This is a genomic window from Pigmentiphaga sp. MLSB6-MA01 (assembly GCF_058793475.1).
This window is the reverse complement of sequence record NZ_JBXAFV010000003.1, coordinates 1-23,632: the sequence shown is the minus strand read 5'-3', so window position 1 is coordinate 23,632 and position 23,632 is coordinate 1. Positions and strand designations below refer to the sequence as shown.

The window sequence follows — 23,632 nt, the reverse complement described above, 5'->3', positions numbered from 1 at the left end:
CGCAACATTCCCCGCGATACGAGGCAAACATGACCGAAGTCGAATTCCAGGCCCTGGCCTCCCAGGGATACAACCGCATCCCGCTGGTATCCGAAACCTATGCCGACCTGGATACCCCGCTCGGGCTCTACCTGAAACTCGCCCAGAGCGGACCCCGGCGCGGCGCCATGAGCTGCCTGCTGGAGTCCGTGGTGGGCGGCGAGCGCTTCGGGCGCTATTCCTTCATCGGCCTGCCCGCGCGCACCTTCATCCGGGCGCGCGGCCGCAATGTCGAAGTGGTGACCGACGACCAGGTGGTCGAGCGCCACGAAGGCGATCCGCTCGCCTTCATCGCCGACTACCAGAAGCGCTTCAAGGTGGCGCTGCGCCCCGGGATGCCCCGTTTCGTGGGCGGCCTGGCCGGTTATTTCGGCCACGACATGGTCCGCCACATCGAGCCGAGGCTGGGGCCTTGCACCAAGCCCGATCCCGCCGGCATGGGCGATCCGGTCCCCGACCTGTTGCTGCTGCTGATCGACGAACTGGCCATCATCGACAACCTGAGCGGGCGGCTCTACCTGATGGTCTACGCCGATCCCGGCCAGCGCGAGGCCTACGCCCGCGCCCGCACCCGTCTGCTGGACCTGCGCACCCAGTTGCGCCGCCCGGCCGAGATCCCGTACAGCCAGGCCAGCATGGTCACCGAGACGCGCCGCGATTTCCAGAAGCCGGACTACCTGGCGGCCGTGCTCAAGGCCAAGGAATACATCGCCGCCGGCGACCTGATGCAGGTCCAGGTGGGCCAGGTCATCGCCAAGCCCTTCCGCGATTCGCCGCTGTCGCTGTACCGGGCGCTGCGTTCGCTCAATCCTTCGCCCTACATGTATTTCTGGAATTTCGGCGACTTCCACGTCGTGGGATCGTCGCCCGAGATCCTGGTGCGGCAGGAAGCGGTGCAGGAACAGGGCGAGGCCCGCAGCCGCGTCACGATCCGGCCGCTGGCCGGCACCCGCCCGCGCGGCGGCACGCCCGAGGAAGACCTGGCGCTGGCCGAAGAACTGCGCGCCGACCCCAAGGAAATCGCCGAACACGTCATGCTGATCGACCTGGCCCGCAACGACGTCGGCCGCATCGCCGACATCGGCTCGGTGCAGGTGACCGACCAGTTGGCGATCGAACGCTACTCGCACGTCATGCACCTGGTGTCCAACGTCACCGGCTTGCTGCGCCGGGGCATGAGCTCCATGGACGTGCTGCGCGCGACCTTCCCGGCGGGCACGCTGTCTGGCGCGCCCAAGGTGCGGGCGCTGGAACTGATCGATGAACTGGAGCCTGTGCGGCGCTGCGTGTACGGCGGGGCGGCGGGTTACCTGAGCTACGGCGGCGAGATGGACCTGGCCATCGCCATCCGCACCGGCGTGATCAAGAACGGCATGCTGTACGCGCAGGCGGCCGCCGGCGTGGTAGCCGATTCCGAGCCCGAGAAGGAGTGGGCGGAAACGGAGGCCAAGGCGCGGGCGGTGCTGCGGGCGGCGGAGCAGGTGCAGTTGGGGTTGGATGACCCGGTCTGATAGCATCTCTCGTCGTACTTGGATACAAAATCACCAGTGGCAGGGGCCGCACCTGCCCTGTCCCAACCCGCCAACGGTACGCCCATGCATCTTCGCTTTGTTTCAAGAGTCCTGAGCCCCTGTATCACCGCTTTGGTGCTTACCGGCTGCATGTCAATGCAGAACATCGAAAGAAGCACAGTCTTTGGAGCGAATTCGCCCGAAGCCGTTGTAATCATGGGCGTCAGTCCAGCCTATCGGATTGCGGTCAAGCCGGGCGTTGTTACGCTGACGACTTTTCAGAATTCGGATTGGCGTGTCGGAGAGTTCAATGTCCGGCCCGAAAACGGCTACATCGTGGCTCGTGTGTCGGCAAATCAGCCGAGCGAGGCACATGCCATTGTTCAGGTGCTTGGTGACGGCCTTATCGGACCGGCGTTCAGGCCTTGCAACGGCCAGGACGTCATTACCTTCGAGGCGAAACCGGGCGAGGTCCTCTATCTCGGAGACTTTCAGTACCTCATCTCAGAGAAGAAGTTGATGTTCTCTCGTTCGGAGAAGCTTGAGCAGGCTCAGACGTACTTGAAGGCGTCCTACCCGCAGATAACACCGGACGCCAAGGTTGCGCAATTGGTGAGTCGGACGATGACGGGGTATACCTGCAATCAGACGCTGCATTTGGCGATACCCGTTCCGCGTTGACCTGCCTGGCTGCGCATTCGAGTCAACCCGCCGGCGCCACCGAGACGCCCTCGATCCGGTGGCGTTCCAGGGCCTCGGCCACGAAGCCGGAGGCCTTGGCTTCTTCCACGTAGGCCCGCAGCACCTGGGCGGCCTCGTCGCTCCTGCTCTTGGGCAGACCCATGGCCTGGCGTATCTCCATAAAGCGGCCGGGCAAGAGGCGAAGCCCGCCGCGGGCCGCCATGTCGGCCTCCAGTTGCTGGCGCACGCCGGCGGCGACGTCGGCGCCTTCCTTCACGAACACATCGACCACCGACGGCGACGTGGGGGCGCGCAGCAGCGTCGCGTGCTGGAGCGCGCGGGTCAGGAACAGGTCGTAGGCGCTGCCGCGGCCGACCACGACGGTGGTGCCCGGGGCGTCGACGTCGTCGTTGCTGCGCAGCGGCGAGTCCTGGGGCACCAGGTAGCATCCCTCGATGATCACGTAGGGCGCGGTGAAGCCTATGCCCTGGCCGCGCTCGGGGTCGATGGCGAAGAAGCCGACGTCGGCCGCTTCGTCGGTGACCGCGCGCACCGATTCGCCGGCGCTCTTGAACACCTTCAGCTCGATGGGCAGGTCCAGCGCGCGTGCCAGTTGCCGGGCCAGGTCGACGGACACGCCGCGCGGGGCATCGCTGCCGGGGTCCAGCGAAGCCAGGATGGGGTTGCCGATATTGATGGAGGCCCGCAACACCCCGGTGGGGGCGAAGGCGGCGCGTATTTCAGGGGAGATGTGCATGGTCAATCGTTCGAGAGTTGGGAAAAATCGAGTCGGGGCGCGCAGCAGAGATCGATCTTCGTCTGTTGCAGCGTTTCGCTGAACCAGGCGCCGATTTCCGCGGCGCGTTCGCCCACATAGACGGGGCGGCCTTCGGCGTCCAGGCGCATGCTCAGGTCGTGGCCCGGGACCAGCAGGGTGCCGGGCCGCCGCTTCCAGAGCTGCCAGATCTTTTCCAGGCTGCGGGCGCTGGCCCGCGCGTCGTCGGTATCGGCCACGCTCATGCTGAGCAGTTCGGCGCGGTTCTTGGCGGCGTCGCCGGTAAACAGCACGGGCTCTTGCGCGTCGGTCAGGTAGAACAGGAGATGGCCGGGCGTATGGCCGGGCGCCGCGATGGCCTGCAGTCCGGGCAGGAAGGTCTCGCCGTCGCGTACCCGCCGCACGCGCGGCGAGGCGCACAGTTCGCGCACGTAGAGTTCGGGAATGGGGTTGAAGCCCGGCGGCTGCGCGGCGGCCCAGCTCAGTTCCTCGTCGCCGATCCAGACCGTGGCCCATGGAAACAGCGTGAAGTTGACCGCATGGTCGTAGTGGGCATGGGTCAGGACCACGTCGGTGACGTCGGCCGGCTGCACGCCGCAGTGGGTGAGAGCCTTCAGGATGGGTTTGCGGGCCCCGAAGGCGCCTACGTCGACCAGGATGTTGCGGCCGCCGGTGCGCACCAGCGTCACCGTGCTCCAACCCAGTCCGCCGTGATGGGTGGCGCGTCCGGGATAGCCCTGGACGAGGACATCGACCGTGGTCATGTTCATTGCATCCTGATGTTCGCGTCCTGGATCAGACGCCGGTACATGTCGAGTTCGGTAGTGATGAGTCCGGCGAAATCCGCCGGGGAGCCGGCGACGATCTCGTAGCCGCCTTCGTCGGCGAGGCGCTTGACGACATCGGGCTCCCGCATGGCGGCGCGCACCGCGTCGTTGAGCGTCTTCACGATGGCCGCATCGGTGCCGGCAGGAGCAAGAATGCCCTGGAACTGCGTGATGTGGAAGCCCTTGTAGCCGAGCTCTTCCATGGTGGGGACGTCGGGCAGCGCGGGCGAGCGGGCCGGGCCGGACACCGCGAACGCGCGCAGCTTGCCGCTGCGGATGTGGGGTACCGCCGTCACGATGGTGTCGAAGGTGAAGGACAACTGTCCGCCCAGGATGTCGGCCAGCGCCTGGGCATTGCCCTTGTAGGGAACGTGCGTGAGGTCGCTCTTGCTCATCAGCGCCAGCAGCTCGCCGGCAAGGTGGCCGCCCGCACCGATGCCGGCCGAGCCGTAGCTGAGCTTGCCCGGCTGCTTCCGCGCCGTCCGGACCAGATCGTCCAGGCTGCGCAGCGGCGAGGCTGCGGGCACGACCAGGGCGTACTGGTAGCTGGTCAACTGGCTGACGGGCACGAGATCCTTTACCGGGTCGTACGGCACCTTCTCGTACAAGGACGGATTCACGACCAGCGGCCCGCTGGCGTCGGCCAGCAGGGTATAGCCGTCCGGCTTCGCCTTGGCGACGAAGTCCGTGCCTATCATGCCGTTGGCGCCTGGCTTGTTCTCGACGATGAAGCTCGCGCCCAGGCGGTCCGAGAGCTTCTGGGCGATCACCCGCGTGGTGATGTCGGCGGCGCCGCCGGCGACGTAGGGCACGATGACCCGCACGGGTTTGGACGGGTACTTGTCCGCGGCGTGCGCGTACCCGGGCAGTGCCAGGGCGAGCATCGCCAGCGTTGCCAATGTCTTCATGTCTTCCTCCTCGATCTTGTCGTCGTCCGGCTTAGCGGGGCGCGGCGTAGGCGGCCAGCAGGGCGGCGGTGTCGGCATCCAGTTCGACCCCGTCCGCGCGGCTGCGCGCCAGCCGGCCCAGTTCGATTTCGCCGGGAACGATGACGGGTTGCCCGGGGTCGACGGGCGCGCTGCCGTGCAGGATCGCGGCGAAGTCGTTCATCCGCTCGGCCAGCCACGCGGTCGAGCCGAGCCGGCGCGTGTCGATCAGGATGAAGAAGTGCCCCAGGTTCTGCGGCTGGTCGGGCGCTTCGACCCAGGACTTGACGTGGGTCAGGTAGGCGGCGTTCGACAACAGGCCGGCGAACAGGTCCACCATCAGGGCCAGGCCATAGCCCTTGTGCCCGCCGATGGGAAGCAGGAATCCGTCCAGCGCGGCGGCCGGGTCGGTGGTGGCGCGGCCGGACCGGTCGGTCGCCCAGGTGTCGGGGATGGATTGGCCCTGCTTGAGGGCCCGGCGGATCTTGGCGCGCGCCACGACGCTCATCGCCATGTCGAGCAGGAAGGGATCGCCGCCGGGGTTGGGGACGCCGAATCCGATCGGGCTGTTGCCCAGCCGGGCGTCGTTGCCGCCCCACGGCGCGATGGTGGTGGTGGCGTTGCTGCCGATGATGCTGGCGAATCCGCTCTGGGCGGCGATCAGCGAGTAGGGCGACACCGGGCCGAAATGGTTGCTGGCGCGGGCGAACGCGACGCCTACGCCGCACTCCGTCGCGGCCTCCATGGCGGCGCGCAGGGCATGCATGCCGACCAGCGGGCCCACGCCGTTGCCGCCATCGACCAGGCGCAGCGCGGGTGCCACCGTGTTCACCGTTACCTGGGCGCGCGCGGCGATGCCGCCGACCTTCAGGCGGTCGCCATACGATTCGAGACGGCTCAGGCCGTGGGTCGACAGGCCGAACATGTCGGCCAGTACCAGCACGCGGGTGACGTCCTCGGCGTCCTGCTCGGGCAGGCCGAGCGCGCGGAACGCGAGGATGCCCAGGCGGGTCAGTTCTGCTTCGGAGTATTTCGTGGGTGGGGCAACGGTGGAGGGCATGAGGCGTTCCTGCTTGGGGAAAGGGGGGGAAGTCAATCGGCCGAGATGCCGGCGGCGCGGACCACGTCGCCCCAGCGGGCCTGTTCGCTGTGGATGAAGGCCGAGAATTCGGCGGGCCCCTGGCCCAGCGATTCGCTGGAATCGTGCTGCAGGCGCTGCTGGACCGAGGGCGAGCGCAGGGCCTTCAGCGCTTCCTCGTGCAGGCGCTGCACCACGGGCCGGGGCGTGCCGGCGGGCGCCAGCAGGCCGAACCACTGGGAGCTTTCGAAGCCCGGGTAGCCGAGTTCCGCCACGGTGGGGACCTCCGGCAATACCGCCAGCCGCTTCGAGGCGCCCACGGCAAGAATGCGGATCCGGCCGGCCTGGAACGGCGGCAGGAGGCCGGGCGTGCCGGCGGCCGCGGCGTCGATGTGGCCGGCGATCAGGTCGGCGACCTGGGCCCCGGTGCCCTTGTAGGGGACATGCGTGATGGCCGTCTTCGTCGTGGACTTGAGCATTTCGAAGGCGAGGTGCCCGGCGCTGCCGTTGCCGGCCGAACCGTAGTTGAACTTGCCAGGCTGGGCGCGGGCCAGCCGGATGAAGGCGGGAAGGTCGGCGGCGTCCACCCGGTCGGACACGGCGAACACCATGGGCAGGCGCGCCAGCAGCGTGATGGGGGCGAAGTCCTTGTCGACCCGGTAGGGCAGGTCTTTCATCATGGCCGGGTTGACCGCCAGCGTGCCCACGTGGCCGAGCACGATGGTGTAGCCGTCGGGTCGGGCCCGGGCCACTTCGTTGGTGGCGATCGTGCCCTGGCCGCCGCCCTTGTTTTCCACCACCACGGCCTTGCCCAGGCCCTTGGCCATTTCGGTGGCGATGGCGCGGGCGATCACGTCCGAGCTGCCGCCGGGGCCGTAGGGCACCAGCAGGCGGATGGGCTTGGCCGGCGTCCAGCTGTCGGCCTGCGCCGGGCAAAGCGATGCGGTGGCCAGCAGCGCGCAGCCGGTGAGCAGCCGCAAGCCGGCGCGGCGGGATATCGAATGTGGCAAGTCTGTCTCCGTATCTGGCCTGCCGTGAAGACAGGGCTATGGAGCGCATCTTGGGCGACGGCCAAAAAGGAGTAAAGTGCAAAAATTGGATGGATTGTTGACAAAAACGCATGAAATTCGATCTGGCCGATCTGCGCGCCTTTCTTGCCGTGGCGGACCTGGGAAGCTTCCGGGCCGCCTCCGAGTTCCTGCACGTGTCGCAGTCCGCGCTGTCCCGGCGGGTGGACAAGCTGGAGGATGCGCTGGGCGTCAAGCTGTTCGAGCGGACCACGCGCAAGGTCCAGCTGACGACCATAGGACGCGGCTTCGTGCCGCGTGCAAGGAACGTCCTCAACGAGCTCGAGAGCGCCCTGATCGGGATCCAGGACGTGGCCGAGAAACTGTCGGGCGAGGTGACCATCGCCTGCGTGCCGTCGGCGGTGGCCTATTTCCTGCCCGAGGTCATCCGCCAGTACCACCAGCAATACCCGCGCATCCGCATCCGCATCATCGATGAGTCATCGTCCGAAGTCCTGACCGCGGTGGCGCGCGGCGATGCCGATTTCGGCCTGACCTACATCGGCACGCAGGACGCCGAGATCACTTACCAGCCCCTGCTGAACGAACCCTTCGTGGTGGCGCTTCGGCGCGACCACCCCCTGGCCGCGCGGCGCACGCTGACCTGGGCGCAACTGGCCGACCACCATTTCATCCGGCTGGCCCAGGGCAGCGGCAACCGCTTCCTGATGGACCAGGCGCTGGCCCACAGCGCGCAGCAGCCGCGATGGTTCTGCGAGGTCCAGCACGTGCCCGCGCTGGTCAGCCTGGTGGAAGCGGGGGTGGGCATAGGCGTCGTGCCGCAATTGGCCATGCCCAAGGGACGGCATGCGGCCCTGGTCAGCAAGCCCTTGCTGGAGCCGGCCGTCAGCCGGGACATCGGCCTGATCCACCGGCGCGGCAGGCAGCTCAGCCCGGTGGCGCAGCTGCTTTACGACATGTTGATGAAGACCCGGCGCACGGTTTGAGCTGTATCTGCGCACGCAGGAAATCCGCCAGGGCGCCGACCGTGCGGTGGACGGGAAGCGAGGCCGGCGACACGATGCCGATCTCGATTCGTTCGGCTGGCGCCAGCGGCAGCACGTGCAGCGGTTCCCCGCCGAAAGGCGGGACGCTGATGCGGCCGACGATGGCGGCGCCCACGCCGCCGCGCACGAGCTCGATGGCGGTCCAGGCATCGCGTACTTCGATGTCGAAGCGCGGCTTGACGCCCGCCGCCGAGAACCAGCGGTCGACGATGGGCCGGATCACGCCGCTGGGTTTGAGTCCGATCAGCGGGCAGCCGGCCAGGTTGCCCGGGGCGATGGTGTCCGGCCGGGGCGGTTCATGGTGCGCGGGCAGGACGCAGACCAGATCGCTTTCGAACACGCTGGTCGCCACGATCCGGTCCGTTTCCACCGGCAGCGACAGCACAGCCAGGTCGGCGTGTCCCGATAGCAGGCGGCGCAGGATCGTCGCCCGGTGCGCGGTGTCGATGTCCAGGCGGATGCCCGGGTGCAGCGCCGCGTAGCGGCCGATGGCCTGGACGCATGCGCCGGTGGACAGCGCGGGGGTCAGCAGGATGCGCAGCACCGCGCGCTGGTGGTTGGCGATCAGGCGAGCTACCGCCTCGACCTCGTCCACGCCCTCGTACAGGCGGTCGACTTCGTCGATGAGCTGGTGGGCTTCGGGCGTGGGAACGAGCTTGCCTTTCTCGCGCCGGAAGAGCGCGAAACCCACGGCGCTTTCAAGCGAACCGATCAGGTAGCTGACGGCCGGCTGGGTGATGGCCAGCACCGTGCTGGCGCGCACCATGCTGCCTTCCCGCATGACCGCGCGAAAGGCCTCGATCTGCCTGAGTTTCAATGCCAAGGTCTATCGTCTGTGCAGGTGGGAACCGGAGACGATGATCGGGCAGAAATGCCGGCTAGTCCACCGAAATATGGGCGGTCCTGCGGATGGCCGCGACGCTGTCCATATCGCGCCGGATGGTTGCCGCGAATTGCTCCGGTGTGCCCAGGCCGGGAAATACGCCTTGTCCGCGATACTTTCCCTGCAGGCCCGGGTCGGCCAGCGCTGCCTGCATGGCGGCCCGCAGCGCACGGCGCCTTTCGTCGGCAAGACCGGCCGGCCCCACCAGGCCGTACCAGGTCGGCTGGTTGTTCTCCGGCCATCCCGCTTCGGCGTAGGTCGGCACCTCGGGCAGCATGTCCAGGCGCCTGGGCCAGCTTACCGCCAGCGCGCGCACGCGGCCGTTCTTGAGATGGGGCATGGCCGAGGCGACCGAGGTGAAGGTCGAGTCGACCTGCCCGGCGGCCAGGTCGGCCAGGGCTTGCGAAGCGCCCTTGTACGGCACGTGCAGCATGGCCGTCCCGGTCGAGTGCTTGAACAGTTCGCCCCAGACGTGGCCGATGGTGCCGTTGCCGGGAGATGAATACGTCAGTTGATCGGGATGGCTGCGGAGGTACTGCACGAACTGCGCCAGCGTCGTGGCCGGAACTTTGGCGTTGACCAGCAGGATGCCGGGGGCCTGTGCGATTTCGCCCAGCAGGGTGAAGTCGGCAAGCGGGTCGTATCCCACCTTGCGATAGACGACGGGATTGACCGCATGGGTGGATTGCGTGGCAAGTCCGAGGGTGTAGCCGTCGGGCGCGGCGCGCGCCACTTCCGATGTGCCGATCGACCCGCCCGCGCCGCCGCGGTTCTCCACTACCATGGTGGCGCCCAGGTGTTTGCCCATCAGCACGGCGATCTCGCGTGCGATGACGTCCGTCGCGCCGCCGGGCGCGAAGGGAACCAGCAGGCGGACCGGCCGGTTCTGGGCCCATGCGGGCATGGCGGCGGCCGCCGCCACGGTGAACAGGAATCGTCGTCGTTCCATATGGTGTTTCCTTGGAAGGGATGCGTGCGAACCGTGTCGTCTCAGGACGAGGCCAGCTCGGCCGCCGCCGCGGCCAGGGCCACCGCCCCGGACTCGATGGCTCGTTCGTCGCAGAAATAATCGCTTTGATGCAGTTGTGTCGAGCGCCCGGCGCAACGGGAGCCGATGCGCAGATGCGCCGCGGGCACCCGCTGCGTGTACCAGGCGAAGTCCTCGCCGCCCATGGATGGCGCATCGAGTTCGACCAGCGCGCCGGCGCCCAGGCACGAGCCGATCGCGCGGATGGCCCGGTCCAGGGTCTCCCGGTCGTTGACCAGGGCGGGGGCCAGGGTCCGCCATTGCACTTCCACCGTCGTCCGCGTGGCCATGGCCGTGCCCTGCGCCAGTCTGCGCAGCGCGGCCTCGGCCTCGTCGCGCACGGCATCGTCCAGCGTCCGGCAGGTGCCTTCCAGCGTGACCGAATCGCAAATGACATTGCGCGCGCGCCCGCCCTGGATCCGGCCCACGGAAAGAATGAGGGGCTGGTCGGCCGCGACTTCCTTGGCGCGTATCGCGTTGAGTCCGGCCAGCAGCATCGGCAAGGCCTGCAAGGCATCCACGCCCGAGCGGGGATGGGCGGCATGGCCCGCCGTGCCTCGGACGTCGATGACGAAGGCGCTGGACGAAGCCATGGACGCTCCATGCCGATAGCCGATCCGGCCTGTCTCCAATTGCGGCGAGTTGTGGCAGCCCAGCAGCACATCCACGGCCGGTGCGTCCAGGACGCCCGCCTCGATCATGGCCCGCGCGCCCTCCAGCGTTTCTTCCGCCGGTTGGAAAATGAACTTGAAGCGGCCGCGCAGTGTGTCCCGCCGTTCGCACAGCAGGGAGGCGGCGCCCAGTCCGATGACGCAGTGCACGTCATGGCCGCAGGTATGGGCCGTGCCCGGCACCTCGGACTTGAAGGGCACATCGGCCGTTTCTGTCATGGGCAGGGCGTCCAGGTCGACGCGCAGACCGACCGTGCGTCCGGCGCGCCCGGTGTCCAGCACCGCGACGACGCCGGTGCCCGCCACGCCGCAGAGGGGGGCGAGCCCGAGGGCGGCCAGGTCGCGCCGGACGATGGCCGCGGTGCGATGTTCCGCGAACGCGAGTTCGGGATGGCGGTGGATATCCCGCCGGATCCTGACCAGTTCATCGTATCGCCCGGGGAGCAGGGAGAATGTCGTCATCGCGCCGCCTGCGCCAGGATCCGCGCGAACGCTTCGTCCGTGCCGTTGAGCGCGGCCAGGCGTTCGCCCGCGCGGACGCGGGCATAGCGCTGCGCTTGCGCGGCCTGCCTTGCCTTCGCCTCGGGCGCGCAGGCGCGCAGGCCGGCTCCGTCCACGAAAAGCACGCCGTTTTCGTCGCCCAGGGCGAACATGCCGGGCACGATGGCCACGCCGCCGATGGCGACGGGTTCGCAGAACTCGCCCTGTTCATAGCGCCGCTTGCAGGTCAGGGCGGTCAGGCCGGTGGCCCAGACGGGGAGGGCCAGTTGCCGCAGTTCCTGCACGTCCGTCACCGGTCCGTCCACCAGGATGCCGGCGCAGCCCGCCCGTTCTGCGGCGAGTGCGAGGCCGCCGCCCAGGCAGGCCTCGGGCCTGCCGGGCTCGCGTGCGATGACCAGGAAGTCGCCGGGCCGCAGGCGCGAGATCGCGTGGTGCACGATGGCGTTGTCGGCGCCGTGGCTGCGGCAGGTGACGACCAGGCCCAGCGACGCTTCGCGGCGGCCTGCCAGATGGCGGTGGCGCGGTCCGGTGAAGCCTTCGTCCAGCAGGTGGCCCAGCGCGGCGGGCTCCAGGCCGTCCGCCAGCGCGAGCAGGTCGGGCGGCAAGGGCGGAGGCATCGCGGCGAAGCGGAAGGCGCCGGGATTGGCGGAGTCAGGCATGGGCCAGCTCCGCCGCGACGGGCCGCTCGCCCTCGACGGTGGTCCGGTGCAGCCGCCGCACGGACCGCGGGTCGAAGGCATCGCGCTTGTGCAGCAGACAGCGGTTGTCCCACATCATCATGTCGCCCGGCCGCCATTGCTGCGCCCAGACATGGCGGGCATCGGTGGCGGCCGCCCACAGGTCCGCCAGCAACGGCGCCGCTTCGTCTTGCGGCATGCCGGGGATGGACTGGTGCGGACGATCGCCGCCCAGGTACAGGCATGGCCTGCCGGATCCGGGGTGCCTGCGCACCAGCGGATGATCGACGCCGGGCCAGGAGGCGAAGTCGCCGGAGGCCGGCGGCGCCTTGCCCAGCCGGACCTCGCCACGCCCGTCGATGACCGATTGGTGATGGATGGCGAGGCCGTCCAGACGCGTCTTCATGGCGGCGTCCAGGCCCTCGTAGGCGGCGTACATGTTGGCGAAGTAGGTGTTGCCGCCCTGGCCGGGCAGTTCGACCGCGCGCAGGATGGCGGCCGACGGGGGCTGCTCGACGAACCAGGTATCCGTGTGCCAGCGCACTTCGCCGTCGCCCAGGTCGCCGGCCGGCGAACCGTCCGCCTTTTTCTTGTTGCTGATGACCAGGATCTCGGGGAATTCGGCGCTCTTGCCTTGCTGGAGCTGCCGCGGATGGAATACCGCCGGACCGAGCGCCCGGCTGAAGGCCACCTGTTCCCGGTCGCCGATCAGGACGTCGCGAAAGCGCAGGACGGGGTAGCGGAACCACGCCGCTTTCAACTGCGAGACGATTTCCTGGTCGATGGCGTCGAAGGGAAAGCCCTCGATCTCGCCCACGAAGTTCTCGACTATCTCTGTTACCGCGAATCGCATCGACCCATCTCCGGTTGGCCCCGGATGCATCCGGCCGCGCCGGGGCATCGAGGTGGAGCGATTATGCGAACGCGGGCGGCTTCTGCGCCAATCGAATCGAGGCGGTGGGCAATAAGGGGATTTGATAGGGGGGGGTCAGGGGTGAGACGTGTCGACCAGGAAATCCACGAAGCTGCGCACCGTCGCGGGCACATGGCGGTTGCCGGGCCAGACGGCGGAAACCGGCTGGGCTTGAGGCCGCCACGGCGCCAGCACTTCCACCAGGCGGCCGCTGCGCAGGTCGTCCTCGACCGTGAAGTCGAGCAACTGCGCCAGGCCCGCATCGCTCAACGCCGCCGCCAGCGCGCCGAGCGGATGATCGACGTTCATCACGGTCTGGAGCCGGACCTGCGTGGCCGTGCCGTCGGCCGATGGCGCGAAGGCCCAAGGCATGGCGCGCCCGCTGTCGGGCATGATCAACCCCAGGCAGGCGTGGCTGGCGAGGTCTCCCGGCACCTCGGGGGTGCCGTGCCGGCGCAGATAGGTGGGCGAGGCGACGATGCACGGGCTGGCCGCGCACAATTGCCGCGCGACCAGCCGGGAGTCCGCGACCTCGCCGATGCGTATCGCCATGTCGACGTCGTCCATCACGAAATCCGCCACGGCGTTGCTGACCGAGACGGTCACCTTCACCTGGCCGTGATGGCGCGCCACGTAGCGAGGCACGAGCGGGATCAGCCGCTTGATGCCGTAGCTGGCGGGGGAACTGATGCGCAACTCGCCACGCGGCAGCCGGTGCCCCGTCAGCGAACGCTCGATGTCGTGGATGTTTTCCAGGGCCTGGCTGCACGTGTGGTAATAGGCCTGCCCGTCGTCCGTCAGCCGGATCGCGCGGGTGGTTCGCGCGAATAGCTTGACGCCCAGCCGGTCCTCCAGGCGCCGCACCGCCTTGCTGATCGCGGACGGCGTCGTGCCCAGCACGGCCGCGGCCGCGGTGAAGCTGCCGGCCCGGGCCGCCGCGCAGAACATTTCCACCGTGCCCAGGGTGCTTGTCGCCGCCTCGTTCATGCCGTTCGCCCTGCATCGTCCGGATGCCCATTGTGCGCGTGTTCGCTCGCGCGATCCATGAATTGATGCCGCCAAGGCACAAATGAAATGCCCGTCGCCCCCTTCATCAGCGTCGTCCCCAAGCCTAGAGTAGGACTTGTCGGGCCGGCCACCGCGGCCTTCAACCATCCCTGGCAGGAGAAGCACCATGGCATCGCAAGCACTCGTCACCACGTCCGAGGCCCTTCAGGGCGCTGTGCGCGATGCCGGCCGGCGGGTCATCGCGATAGGCGGAACGCTGTCCGGGCTGCCTTCGATCCGGCTGCTGCCGGGGCAGTCCCTGGTCGGCGGAGCCGCCGGCGCGACACTGGCCTTCGCCGCGGGCAGCGATGGCCTGCAATTGAGCACGGACAACGATATCCGGGATTTGCGCATCGAAGCCTCGCCGGACCGGCGCGCCATCTTCAACGACACCGGGGTGGAGGGGCTCGGCCGTATTCGCCTGTCGGCGCTGTCCATCGTCGGGCAGGTCCAGATCCTGGTCCGGGACAAGATCCGCGCGGGCCATGTCGAGGTCGACGGGCTGGACATCGCCGCGGCCGATGCGCGGGCGAGGTCCGACCGGCCGCAGGGCTACGGCGTCTACGTGACCCAGGGCGCCTTCACGCTGTGGAACATGCAGGACGATCCCGCGGTGGTCCTGAGCGCGCGCCTGACCGGGTTGTCGGCCGGCCGGCCCGCCGCGCCCGTGCTGGGCAGCGGCATCTTCGTCAGCGGGACGCACGGGGGAGGGCGCCTGATCGTGCCTTTGCTGGAGACTGGCGCGGTCTACAGCGACGGCCGCATTCCCGCCGGTACCCCCGACCAGATCACCGGCGGCGTATTCACCGTCTACAACGCCTTCGTCGACGTGGTTCGCAATCTCGGGCCGGTCGTGACCTACGGCGTCAACGACATGGTGCTCGACAACTGGGGCACCGTGGACCGCTGGGACGCGCGGGAGAAACTGACTTCGTATGGCCCCAGCGGCATCGGTTTCGTCAACTTCGGCGTGGTGAATGAACTGCGCGTGCATGCGCCGATCGAAACGTTCGGCCAGGGCGCGCGCGCATTCAACGTCTACGACGGCACCGTCAACGTGGCCGAGTTCGACCGGCTCGTCACGCATGCCGACGGCGCCGTCGGCATCCAGATCAGCCAACCCATCGGCCGCCTGTCGGTGCGCCGTGGCATCGAGACCTTCGGCGGCACGGGCGACTCGCTGGTCAAGGGCGTGGTGGTGACGCTGTCGGCCATCGCGCTCAGCGTCAAGCCCGGCGGTTCGGCGCGCGAGATCGAGATCGCGGGCGGCGTGGTGGTCCACGGCAAGGATATCGCGCCCATCGAGGTGCACGGCGCCATCGGGGCGCTGCGCATCGACGGCCTGGCCGCGGCCGGTGCGTGAACGACGACAGGAGGATTTCCATCATGGCCGAACGTCTCATCGCCACCGTGCTGCCCGCGCAGCGCGTCATCGACGACGGCGACATGCTGCTGTGGCGCGCGCTGCCGCAGCGGAGCCGGCTGTCGCTGGGCCCTTTCGTCTTCATCGACCACTACCGTCATCGCAGCCGGCGCGGCATCGGCGATTCGCCCCACCCGCATGCGGGCATCGAGGTGATCAGCTACCTGCTGGAGGGGGAAGTCGAGCATCGCGACAGCGAAGGTTTCCACGACCACCTGGGCGCGGGCGATGCCCAATGGATACGGGCCGGCCGGGGCATGCTCCACGCCGAGCAGCCGGCCGGCGGCCGCCATGGCCTGCAACTCTGGACCAGCCTGCCGCCTGAACAGAAATGGATCGAACCCGCCTACGCTTCCTTCCGGCGCGACCGTATCCCCGAATTCGAACAGGGCGAGGCGCGCGTGCGCGTGATCGCGGGCCGCATCGGCGACCATGCCGGCCCCATGGCCACGACCATGCCCACGCTGCTCGCGCATGTCCGGCTGCCATCGGGAGGGCGGACCGTGCTGCCGGTGCGGGAAGACGAACTGGGCCTGGTCGTGCTGGACGGCCAACTGGACCTGGGCGATGGAAACACCCTCGGCGCCGGCGCGCTGGCGGTCCTGACGCCTGGCGACCCGGTCGCGCTGCGGGCCACGGCGCAGGGGCCGGCCGATGTCGTCCTGCTGGGCGGGCCGCCGGTACAGGGGCAGATCCTCTTCGGCGGGCCGTTCGTGATGGACACGCCCGAGCGTCTGGCCCAGGCCAGGCGCGATTTCGCCAGCGGCAAGATGGGGCGGCTGGACGGGGTACCCTTTTGAGGGACGGGGAAATCATGGCTCCGCCATCCGTCCCCATTTCTTCCGTTCGACAAGCAAAACGCGGACGCGCTAGAATCCCAGCCGGAGCAGAAACGCGCACATGGTCGCGGCTCCCGACTCACTTCAAGACATGAACCGCATCGTTTCGAACCAAGCAGCTCAGTGGTGGCGCTTCCGTTAGGAAGCGGCACGTTGTTGCGGTTCGAAAACTGCACCTTGCCGCCGTAACCGGTGGCAGGTCGCGAATTCATACAGCTTCCCCGGCACGGCGGCTCCCGATCCAGGAGATTGTCCGTGTATCCAGCAGTACCCCCCCTTGCCAGCCGAACCCCCGCACACGCGCACCGTGGCTCGTCGCTCGCGTGGTGGCGTCCGCTTCCGGACGGCGCGATCGCCGATGTGTTCCCGGCCTCCGGCCTGTTCGATTCCACGGGGAGAGCAGCATGCTGCTGATGCTAGACAACTACGATTCCTTCACCTACAACCTGGTCCAGTATTTCGGCGAATTGGGCGCCGACGTGCGGGTGTTCCGCAACGACCAGATCACGCTCGACGAAATCGAGGCCCTGGGGCCCGAGCGCATCTGCGTTTCGCCCGGGCCGTGCTCGCCGGCCGAAGCCGGTATCTCGGTGCCGCTCATCCAGGCCTATGCCGGCAAGGTGCCGATCCTGGGCGTGTGCCTGGGCCACCAGTCCATCGGGGCGGCATTTGGTGGCAAAATCGTCCGCGCGCGGCAGATCATGCACGGCAAGACGTCGGTCATCACGCATACGGGCAGTGACGTGTTCCGGGATTTGCCGTCGCCGTACACGGTGACCCGGTATCACTCGCTGGCCATCGAACGCGCCGGCCTGCCCGATTGCCTGGAAGTGACGGCGCAGACCGACGATGGCGAGATCATGGGCGTGCGGCATCGCACCCTTCCGGTCTACGGGGTGCAATTCCATCCCGAATCCGTCCTGAGCGAGCACGGCCATGCCTTGCTGCGCAATTTCCTGCAGTTGAACGCATGAACCAGCGGCAACGATTTCCCGAGGAGTCCATGGTGTCCATTACCCCTACCGAAGCGCTGGTGCGTTGTATCGAACACCGCGAGATCTTCCATGACGAGATGCTGTCGCTGATGCGCATGCTGATGCGCGGCGAAATGTCGCCCGCGACCGCGGCCGCGCTCATCATGGGCCTGCGCGTCAAGAAAGAGACCATCGGCGAGATCACCGCCGCCGCGCAGGTCATGCGCGAGTTCGCCGACGGCGTGAAAGTGGCCGATACGGACAGCCTGGTCGACCTGGCCGGCACCGGCGGCGATGGCGCGCACACCTTCAACATCTCCACCGCGGCCATGTTCGTGGCGGCGGCCGGCGGCGCGAAGATCGCCAAGCACGGCAATCGCGGGGTTTCCTCGTCCTCGGGCAGCGCCGACGTGCTGGAGGCGCTGGGCGCCAACGTCATGCTGCCGTCGGAAGCCGTGGCCGAATGTATCGAAGCCATTGGCATCGGTTTCATGTTCGCGCCCATCCACCACGCGGCAACGAAGAACATCGCGCCTATCCGCAAGGAACTGGCGGTGCGTACCATTTTCAACCTGCTGGGGCCCCTGACCAATCCGGCCGGCGCCGCCAACCAGCTCATGGGCGTCTTCCATCCCGATCTGGTCGGCATCCAGGTCAGGGTGTTGCAGCGCCTGGGATCCAAGCACGTGCTGGTGGTCTACGGCAAGGACGGCATGGACGAAGCCTCGCTGGGCGCGGCCACGATGGTGGGCGAGCTGCGCGACGGCGAGGTGAGCGAATACGAGATCCATCCCGAGGACTTCGGCCTCCAGATGGTGTCCAACCGCAGCCTGAAAGTCGCCAATCGCGACGAATCCAGTGAACTCGTGCTGGAAGCCCTGTCCAACGTACCGGGCCCCGCGCGCGACATCGTCGCGCTCAACGGCGGCCTGGCGATGTATGCCGGCAACACCGTGTCGTCGGTGGCCGAGGGCATACGCAAGGCCTTCGAGCTGATCGCCAGTGGCGCCGCGCGCGCGCGGCTGGACGAATTCGTCTCCTTCACCAGGAAGGCGGCGCAGTAGGCCGTCTTCGTACAGGATATCCATGGGTCAGTCATGAGCGACATTCTCCAACGCATACTGGAAGTAAAGGCCGAAGAGGTCGCCACCGCGCGCCTGCTTCGCAGCGAGTCCGACCTGCGGCGCGAGGCCGAGGCCCGGCAGGACGTGCGCGGCTTCGCGCAGGCGATCGAGTCCAAGGTCGCGGCGGGCCGGTCCGGCGTCATCGCCGAGATCAAGAAGGCCTCGCCGTCCAAGGGCCTGCTGCGCGAGAACTTCCAGCCCGACGAAATCGCGGCTTCGTATGCCACGCATGGCGCGGCCTGCCTGTCCGTGCTGACCGACGTGCAGTTCTTCCAGGGGTCGCAGGACTACCTGCGGCGTGCCCGCGCGGCCTGCGCGCTGCCGGTGCTGCGCAAGGATTTCATCGTCGATCCCTATCAAGTGGTCGAGGCGCGGGCGATGGGCGCCGATTGCATCCTGCTGATCGTGGCCGCGCTGGAAGCTCCGCAACTGCGGGACCTGGAAGCGCTGGCCATGGAGCTTGGCATGGATGTGCTGGTGGAAGTCCACGACGCGGCCGAGCTCGACACCGCCCTGGAATTGCGTACCAGCCTGCTCGGCATCAACAACCGCAACCTGCGGACCTTCGAGGTTTCCTTGAACACGACGATCGGCCTGCTGCCGCGGATCCCGGCCGGCAAGCGGGTGGTCACGGAAAGCGGCATCCTGGGCCCGTCCGAGGTGCGCCAGATGCGCGAGTACGGCGTCAACGCCTTCCTGGTTGGCGAGGCCTTCATGCGGGCCCCCGATCCCGGCGCCGAGCTGGCGCGGCTGTTCGCATGAGCGCGCCCGCCCGGCCGCCCGAAGGGCGCGCGACCTCCCCCGGGGAGGATGTCGCGCAGCGACAGGAGGGTAGTCCAGCGAGCGCCGTCAGGGACCCGGCCCGGGGCGAGTCCGCCGATCTGTTCGCGGCCGAGCCGGACAACCGCCTGGCCGAACCGCTGCAGGACCACGTTGATCGCCTGCCTGCCGGCTGGCGCGAATTGCTGGCCGACGCGCTCGCCCGCCCGTCGTTCGACGCCTTGCGGCGTTTCGTCGACCTGCGCCGGGAGTCGGGCGCGGTGATCTATCCGGCCATGCCGTTCCGCGCGCTGGACCTGGCCACGCCCGAGTCCACCCGGGTCGTGATCCTGGGGCAGGATCCCTATCACGGGCCAGGCCAGGCACAGGGCCTGGCGTTCTCGGTCCCCGACGGCTTCAAGCGTCCGCCCAGCCTGCGCAACATCTTCAACGAGGTGGCGGCCAGCTTCGGCGGCAATCCCGCCGCATTCGGCAACGATCTCGGACGATGGGCCCGGCAGGGCGTGCTGCTGCTCAACACCTCGCTGACCGTGGAGGACGGCGCGCCCGCCTCGCATGCGAAGCAGGGCTGGGAAGCGTTCACCGACGCGGTCATCACCGCGATCGCGCGCGAGCCCTCGCCCAAGGTCTTCATGTTGTGGGGCGCGCACGCCCAGGCCAAGCAGGCGCTGCTGCCGTCCGGCGGCAAGCACCTGGTGCTGATGGCCAATCACCCATCGCCCCTGTCGGCCCGGCGCCCGCCGGTTCCGTTCCTGGGCTGCGGGCATTTCGAAACGGCCAACCGCTGGCTGGCCGGGCAGGGGCGGGAGCCCGTTGCCTGGTGACCGCCGGCGGCCGGGTCAGGCCGCCGCGATCACGCACTCCGTTTCCGGCGCCGCGTCGAGCTTCAGCGTGAACCGGCGCAACTCGTCGCGCCGGAACGCATGGATTTCGACCTGGTCGCCAGGCCGGTAGCGCGCCAGGAGCTTGTCCAGGTTGCCGTTCTGTATACGCAGGCCGTCGATGGCCGCCAGGAGGTCCTGGGCGGACAGCCCCGCCCGGTGGGCCGGGCCGTGCGTGTACACGGTGGCCAGGCGCAGGTCTTCTCCCTGCCGCGCGGTTTTCACGCCCAGCGAGGGGAGCGGCGACGAGGCCTTCCAGGTCAGGGCGTAGCCGTGCTGGGCGAGCAGTTCCGCCAAGGGCACGTCCTCGCGGCCGTAGGCGTGGCGGCGCAGGAAGTCCCGCGCGTCCACGCCGGTGGCTTCCCGGATCAGGTCGGGCATGGCGTCTTCCTCGACCCCGCGCGCGCCGCCCCGGTAGAAGTCGCGGCCATAGCGTGTCCACAACAGCCGCATCACGTCGTCCAGGCCGTGCCGCTGGCCGGTTTCGTGCCGCAGCAGCAGGTCCAGCCCCAGCGCCACCAGCGAGCCCTTGGTGTAATAGCTGACGATGGCGTTGGGCGAGTTCTCGTCCTGGCGGTAGTAGCGCGTCCAGGCGTCGAACGAGCTTTCCGCCACGGATTGCTTGAAGCGGCCGGGCGCCGCGTGCACCGAGCTCACCGTCTTGGCCAGCGTGCGCAGGTAGTCCTGTTCGGTGATCAGCCCGGCCCGCAGCACCAGCAGGTCGTCGTAATAAGAGGTGAAGCCCTCGAACAGCCACAGCAGCCGGGTATGGTTCTCGCGTTCCAGGTCGTAGGGCGCGAAGGCCGCCGGCTTGATGCGCTTGACGTTCCAGGTATGGAAGTATTCGTGGCTGACCAGGCCCAGGAAGTTGCGGTAGCCATCGGTCTGCTCCGGCCGGCCGCGCACGGGCAGGTCCGCGCGCGAGGTCATCAGCGCGGTGGACGACCGGTGTTCCAGTCCGCCATAGCCGTCCCCCGTGACCATGGTCATGAATACATAGCGGTCCGAGCTGTCCAGGAATGGCGCCCGGCGCGTGCGGGGTTCAAAGAAGGCGATCTGCTTCTCGCAGATCTTGCGGATGTCCGAGACCAGCCGTTCGAGGTCCAGGTTGGGGATGTCGCCGGTGAAGACCAGCTCGTGCCGGGCCCCGCAGGCCTCGAAGCTGGCGACCTGGGGGGTACCCATTTCGATGGGGTGATCGACCAGCGCGTCGTAGTCCGGCGCGCGATACATGCCGAAACCGTGGCGCGGCGCGCGCCGGGGATGCCCGTCGGCCTCGGGCAGGCTGGTGTAGACCTTCCAGTCCAGGCCGCGCGGGGGCGCCAGCTCCAGCAGGCAGGGCGCGCCTTCGTGGCCCGCCGCGCGCAGGAAGACGCTGGTGCCGTTGAAGAACCCGTGGCTCTGGTCCAGGTGGGCGGCGCGCACGGACAGGTCCCAGGCGTAGATTTCGCAGACGATCTGCAGGGGCCCGCGGCAGGGGGCGGCCTGCCAGGTCTGCTTGTCCAGCTTGGTCAGTTCGATCTTGCGGCCCCAGGCCCGCGCCTCGATGCTTTCGATCTGCCGCGCGAAGTCCCGGATCATGTAGCTGCCGGGTATCCAGGCGGGCAGGCCGACGCATTGTCCGGTCGGGTCGGGATCGGGAATGGACATCGTGACCCGGCAGCGGTGTCCGGCCGGATCGATGGGTTCCAGGCGATAGGAGATGGCTTCGGTCATGGGCGTGTCCGGTTGGGACGCGCGCCGGCGGGGCGCGGGGCGATTGGAAGCGGCGGTTCGTTGCATAGGTTCCTTCATGTTAGTTATCCATGGCGCTACGCGCCACCGCACTCGACAGGACGGGAGTATCGGAGCCGGTCAGCCAGCGCCGCCCCCCGGGGGGCGCGCGCAAGCGCGCAGGGCGGCACCTCATCCCAGGCGCGTAGGGCCCGGCGTCAGGTCGTCGGGCGTATCGACGTCGCGTACGCAGCCCGGGTCCTCGACGGCCAGGGGGGTGACCTGGCCGGAGATCAGGGCGCGCGCGCCCTCGTCGCCCTGCAATTGCGACAGCGCGGCGGCCCAGGCCGGTCCCAGCAGGACGGGGTGGCCGCGCATCTGCCGATAGGTGGGGGCGAGTACCGCGCGTTCGCGCCGGGACGCGGGCAAGGCGAGCCAGGCGTCGCGCAGTGCCGCCACGGTGTCGGGATGCACCCACGGCATGTCGGCGGGCATGATGCACCAGGCGGGCGCCTCGTTGCCGGCGGCATGCTCCCGGGACGACAGCCACGAGACGGCCTGCGCCAGCGTGCCACCCATGCCTTCGGCGGCCCGTTCGCACACGATGATTTCGCAGCCGGCTTGCCGCAGCGCCTCGCCCACCAGGGGGGCCGAGGGCGAGACGGCGGCCGCCACCCGCGGCAGCGCTTCGCGCAGGGACCGGGCTGCCGCGGCGCAGACCGGCCGGCCGTCGACGCTGGCCAGCAGCTTGTTGGCGCTGCCGTCCGCCGAAAAGCGCGATCCGCGGCCCGCGGCCAGCAGCAGTCCGATGATGCCGCGGCCGCTGCTTGCTCCTCCAGCCATGTCCTTTCCTTGAAATATGGAACCAAAGATGGTGCGCCATGGCGGGGTGAAACTCAAGCCGCCATGCCTTCATGGGGGGGCGGGGTATGCTTGAGGCGGCACCGGCGCGTCCGGTACATGGACGGTCTCCCGCACGGGGGCCGCATCCCTGCGCATATATATAGGAAGGAGTGTGGTCGTGAGCGAAGCTCTGGTTTTGGTCGAAAATCGTGGCCGGGTCGGCCTGCTGACCCTGAATCGCCCCAAGGCGCTCAATGCGCTGAACGATGCGCTGATGGACGAGCTGGGGGCGGCGCTGCTGGCCTTCGACGCCGACCCCGATATCGGCGCCATGGTCATCACCGGTAGCGAGAAGGCCTTTGCTGCGGGCGCCGACATCGGCGCGATGAAAGACCTCTCTTATATGGAGGCTTACGCCTCGGACTTCATCACCCGCAATTGGGAGACCCTGCGCCGTATCCGCAAGCCCGTGATCGCGGCCGTGGCCGGCTATGCGCTGGGCGGCGGCTGCGAGCTGGCCATGATGTGCGACATCCTGGTCGCGGCCGAGACGGCGCGCTTCGGCCAGCCCGAGATCAAGCTGGGCATCATTCCCGGCGCCGGCGGCACGCAGCGCCTGCCGCGCGCGGTGGGCAAGGCCAAGGCCATGGACCTGGTCCTGACCGGCCGGACGATGGATGCGGCCGAAGCCGAGCGCGCGGGCCTGGTGTCGCGCGTCGTGCCCGCGGACAAATTGCTGGAGGAAGCGATCGGCATGGCCACTGTCATTGCCGCGATGTCGCTGCCATCGGTCATGATGGCCAAGGAGGCCGTGAATCGCGCCTACGAGACCCCGCTGGCCGAAGGCATGCAGTTCGAGCGCCGCCTGTTCCATTCGCTGTTCGGAACGCACGATCAGAAGGAAGGCATGGAGGCCTTTGTCGCCAAGCGGCCTCCGTCGTTCCAGCATAAGTAGGCGCCCGGGCTGGCTGCCAGGCAGGGCGGAAAAAATTTTCTGCGCCCGCCAAATGGCGATACAGCGCGCTTTGCGCGCTGTATCGGGGTTTGAAAAGGCCCGTTTCCGGTCATGAAACTGACAAGAAAGCCTGGATCGATTTGCATGGCGATTTCAATGCGTGCTATAGTCTCTTTCTCGACGCAAACAACGCAACCGCAGCGGCAACAAGCGCAGCGCAGCGAGGGAAGCGAAGGGTGAGGAAAGCGGTTTGCAGCGGTTACGCATAAGCGGGCGCAGCGAACAGGCCGACCAAAAGAAGGGGCCTTGCGGCAGGGCGGTAGCGCGGCAAGGGTCTGACGAATCGAAGTGGGTGGCGTAGTAAGCAGCAGCCAACGACGATTTGACAGACGTAAAAAACTTCTTCATAATCTCGTTTCTCTGCTGATGACGCAGCGCCAAGCAAGACAGCGCAGCGAACGGCAGGAAAG

24 protein-coding genes are annotated in these 23,632 nt (G+C 68.3%); 10 read left to right on the top strand and 14 right to left on the bottom strand.

Translation table 11 applies throughout. The features are described 5' to 3' along the window. Positions 1-29 precede the first annotated feature (29 nt). Together AC1Q6E_RS05610 and AC1Q6E_RS05605 are read left to right on the top strand one after the other, a co-directional pair. The gene (locus tag AC1Q6E_RS05610) at positions 30-1,550 is read left to right on the top strand and encodes an anthranilate synthase component I family protein (RefSeq protein ID WP_152792365.1); all 1,521 of its coding nucleotides are present in this window, start codon (positions 30-32) and stop codon (positions 1,548-1,550) included. Between the two features lie 156 nt (positions 1,551-1,706). Beyond that, positions 1,707-2,231, top strand: coding sequence for a hypothetical protein (locus tag AC1Q6E_RS05605; RefSeq protein WP_492572363.1), 525 nt, complete (start codon positions 1,707-1,709; stop codon positions 2,229-2,231). Positions 2,232-2,253: 22 nt separating this feature from the next. Here AC1Q6E_RS05605 and AC1Q6E_RS05600 read toward each other — a convergent pair whose 3' ends face one another. The 5 genes from AC1Q6E_RS05600 to AC1Q6E_RS05580 are packed head-to-tail and all read right to left on the bottom strand — an operon-like array spanning position 2,254 to position 6,847. Further along, complete coding sequence (locus AC1Q6E_RS05600) at positions 2,254-2,988, bottom strand: ABC transporter substrate-binding protein (RefSeq protein WP_492572362.1); 735 nt, start codon at positions 2,986-2,988, stop codon at positions 2,254-2,256. A 2-nt stretch (positions 2,989-2,990) separates the two neighbouring features. Beyond that, positions 2,991-3,770: an MBL fold metallo-hydrolase gene (locus AC1Q6E_RS05595; RefSeq protein WP_152792363.1), complete on the bottom strand. Its 780-nt coding sequence runs from the start codon at positions 3,768-3,770 to the stop codon at positions 2,991-2,993. 2 nt (positions 3,771-3,772) lie between these two features. Next, positions 3,773-4,741: a Bug family tripartite tricarboxylate transporter substrate binding protein gene (locus tag AC1Q6E_RS05590; protein ID WP_492572361.1), complete on the bottom strand. Its 969-nt coding sequence runs from the start codon at positions 4,739-4,741 to the stop codon at positions 3,773-3,775. Between the two features lie 31 nt (positions 4,742-4,772). Beyond that, positions 4,773-5,819 (bottom strand): Ldh family oxidoreductase, encoded by a 1,047-nt coding sequence (locus AC1Q6E_RS05585; protein WP_492572360.1) that lies wholly within the window; start codon positions 5,817-5,819, stop codon positions 4,773-4,775. 32 nt (positions 5,820-5,851) lie between these two features. Continuing rightward, positions 5,852-6,847, bottom strand: coding sequence for a Bug family tripartite tricarboxylate transporter substrate binding protein (locus AC1Q6E_RS05580; protein ID WP_296558706.1), 996 nt, complete (start codon positions 6,845-6,847; stop codon positions 5,852-5,854). A 110-nt stretch (positions 6,848-6,957) separates the two neighbouring features. On the opposite strand from AC1Q6E_RS05580, the gene AC1Q6E_RS05575 reads away from it, so the two are divergent. After that, positions 6,958-7,851 (top strand): LysR family transcriptional regulator, encoded by an 894-nt coding sequence (locus AC1Q6E_RS05575; protein WP_152792359.1) that lies wholly within the window; start codon positions 6,958-6,960, stop codon positions 7,849-7,851. On the opposite strand, the gene AC1Q6E_RS05570 is transcribed toward AC1Q6E_RS05575, so the two are convergent. From AC1Q6E_RS05570 to AC1Q6E_RS05545, 6 genes are all read right to left on the bottom strand, one after another. Next, a complete protein-coding gene (locus AC1Q6E_RS05570) occupies positions 7,793-8,734 on the bottom strand; it encodes a LysR family transcriptional regulator (RefSeq protein WP_492572359.1) in 942 nt (313 codons plus the stop codon). The two genes, AC1Q6E_RS05575 and AC1Q6E_RS05570, sit on opposite strands and share 59 nt — an antisense overlap. 55 nt (positions 8,735-8,789) lie before the next feature. After that, positions 8,790-9,743, bottom strand: coding sequence for a tripartite tricarboxylate transporter substrate binding protein (locus tag AC1Q6E_RS05565; RefSeq protein ID WP_152792357.1), 954 nt, complete (start codon positions 9,741-9,743; stop codon positions 8,790-8,792). Positions 9,744-9,784: 41 nt separating this feature from the next. After that, a complete protein-coding gene (locus AC1Q6E_RS05560) occupies positions 9,785-10,954 on the bottom strand; it encodes a M20 metallopeptidase family protein (RefSeq protein ID WP_296558712.1) in 1,170 nt (389 codons plus the stop codon). Beyond that, positions 10,951-11,652: an RraA family protein gene (locus tag AC1Q6E_RS05555; RefSeq protein ID WP_296558713.1), complete on the bottom strand. Its 702-nt coding sequence runs from the start codon at positions 11,650-11,652 to the stop codon at positions 10,951-10,953. Before AC1Q6E_RS05555 ends, AC1Q6E_RS05560 begins: the two co-directional genes overlap by 4 nt. Next, positions 11,645-12,523, bottom strand: coding sequence for a TauD/TfdA dioxygenase family protein (locus tag AC1Q6E_RS05550; RefSeq protein ID WP_492572358.1), 879 nt, complete (start codon positions 12,521-12,523; stop codon positions 11,645-11,647). The genes AC1Q6E_RS05555 and AC1Q6E_RS05550 overlap by 8 nt, the downstream gene beginning before the upstream one ends. A 135-nt stretch (positions 12,524-12,658) precedes the next feature. After that, on the bottom strand, positions 12,659-13,570 hold the full coding sequence (locus AC1Q6E_RS05545; protein WP_492572357.1) for a LysR family transcriptional regulator: 912 nt from the start codon (positions 13,568-13,570) through the stop codon (positions 12,659-12,661). Positions 13,571-13,757: 187 nt separating this feature from the next. On the opposite strand from AC1Q6E_RS05545, the gene AC1Q6E_RS05540 reads away from it, so the two are divergent. The 6 genes from AC1Q6E_RS05540 (at position 13,758) to AC1Q6E_RS05515 (ending at position 19,594) form a co-directional block, all read left to right on the top strand. Beyond that, complete coding sequence (locus tag AC1Q6E_RS05540; RefSeq protein WP_492572356.1) at positions 13,758-14,993, top strand: hypothetical protein; 1,236 nt, start codon at positions 13,758-13,760, stop codon at positions 14,991-14,993. Positions 14,994-15,016: 23 nt separating this feature from the next. Next, positions 15,017-15,853 carry a pirin family protein gene (locus AC1Q6E_RS05535; protein ID WP_152792351.1) on the top strand — a complete coding sequence of 279 codons (837 nt, stop codon included), beginning with the start codon at positions 15,017-15,019 and terminating at the stop codon, positions 15,851-15,853. Between the two features lie 443 nt (positions 15,854-16,296). Further along, complete coding sequence (locus tag AC1Q6E_RS05530; protein WP_152792350.1) at positions 16,297-16,866, top strand: aminodeoxychorismate/anthranilate synthase component II; 570 nt, start codon at positions 16,297-16,299, stop codon at positions 16,864-16,866. 32 nt (positions 16,867-16,898) lie between these two features. Next, positions 16,899-17,930, top strand: coding sequence for an anthranilate phosphoribosyltransferase (gene trpD, locus AC1Q6E_RS05525; protein WP_492572506.1), 1,032 nt, complete (start codon positions 16,899-16,901; stop codon positions 17,928-17,930). Between the two features lie 33 nt (positions 17,931-17,963). Continuing rightward, a complete protein-coding gene (gene trpC / locus AC1Q6E_RS05520) occupies positions 17,964-18,752 on the top strand; it encodes an indole-3-glycerol phosphate synthase TrpC (protein ID WP_152792349.1) in 789 nt (262 codons plus the stop codon). Further along, positions 18,749-19,594, top strand: a complete 846-nt coding sequence (locus tag AC1Q6E_RS05515; protein WP_152792348.1) for a uracil-DNA glycosylase — start codon at positions 18,749-18,751, stop codon at positions 19,592-19,594. The genes trpC and AC1Q6E_RS05515 overlap by 4 nt, the downstream gene beginning before the upstream one ends. 15 nt (positions 19,595-19,609) lie before the next feature. Here AC1Q6E_RS05515 and AC1Q6E_RS05510 read toward each other — a convergent pair whose 3' ends face one another. Together AC1Q6E_RS05510 and AC1Q6E_RS05505 are read right to left on the bottom strand one after the other, a co-directional pair. Further along, positions 19,610-21,367: a M61 family metallopeptidase gene (locus tag AC1Q6E_RS05510; protein ID WP_296558727.1), complete on the bottom strand. Its 1,758-nt coding sequence runs from the start codon at positions 21,365-21,367 to the stop codon at positions 19,610-19,612. Between the two features lie 189 nt (positions 21,368-21,556). Then, the gene (locus AC1Q6E_RS05505) at positions 21,557-22,207 is read right to left on the bottom strand and encodes a nucleotidyltransferase family protein (protein WP_152792346.1); all 651 of its coding nucleotides are present in this window, start codon (positions 22,205-22,207) and stop codon (positions 21,557-21,559) included. 178 nt (positions 22,208-22,385) lie between these two features. Between AC1Q6E_RS05505 and AC1Q6E_RS05500 the strand changes: the two genes are divergently transcribed. After that, entirely contained in the window at positions 22,386-23,162 is a 777-nt protein-coding gene (locus AC1Q6E_RS05500; RefSeq protein WP_296558730.1) for an enoyl-CoA hydratase, read from the top strand. A gap of 153 nt (positions 23,163-23,315) precedes the next feature. Here AC1Q6E_RS05500 and AC1Q6E_RS05495 read toward each other — a convergent pair. Continuing rightward, positions 23,316-23,632 (bottom strand): hypothetical protein (locus AC1Q6E_RS05495; protein WP_492572355.1); only part of this gene is annotated, 317 nt, incomplete at its 5' end.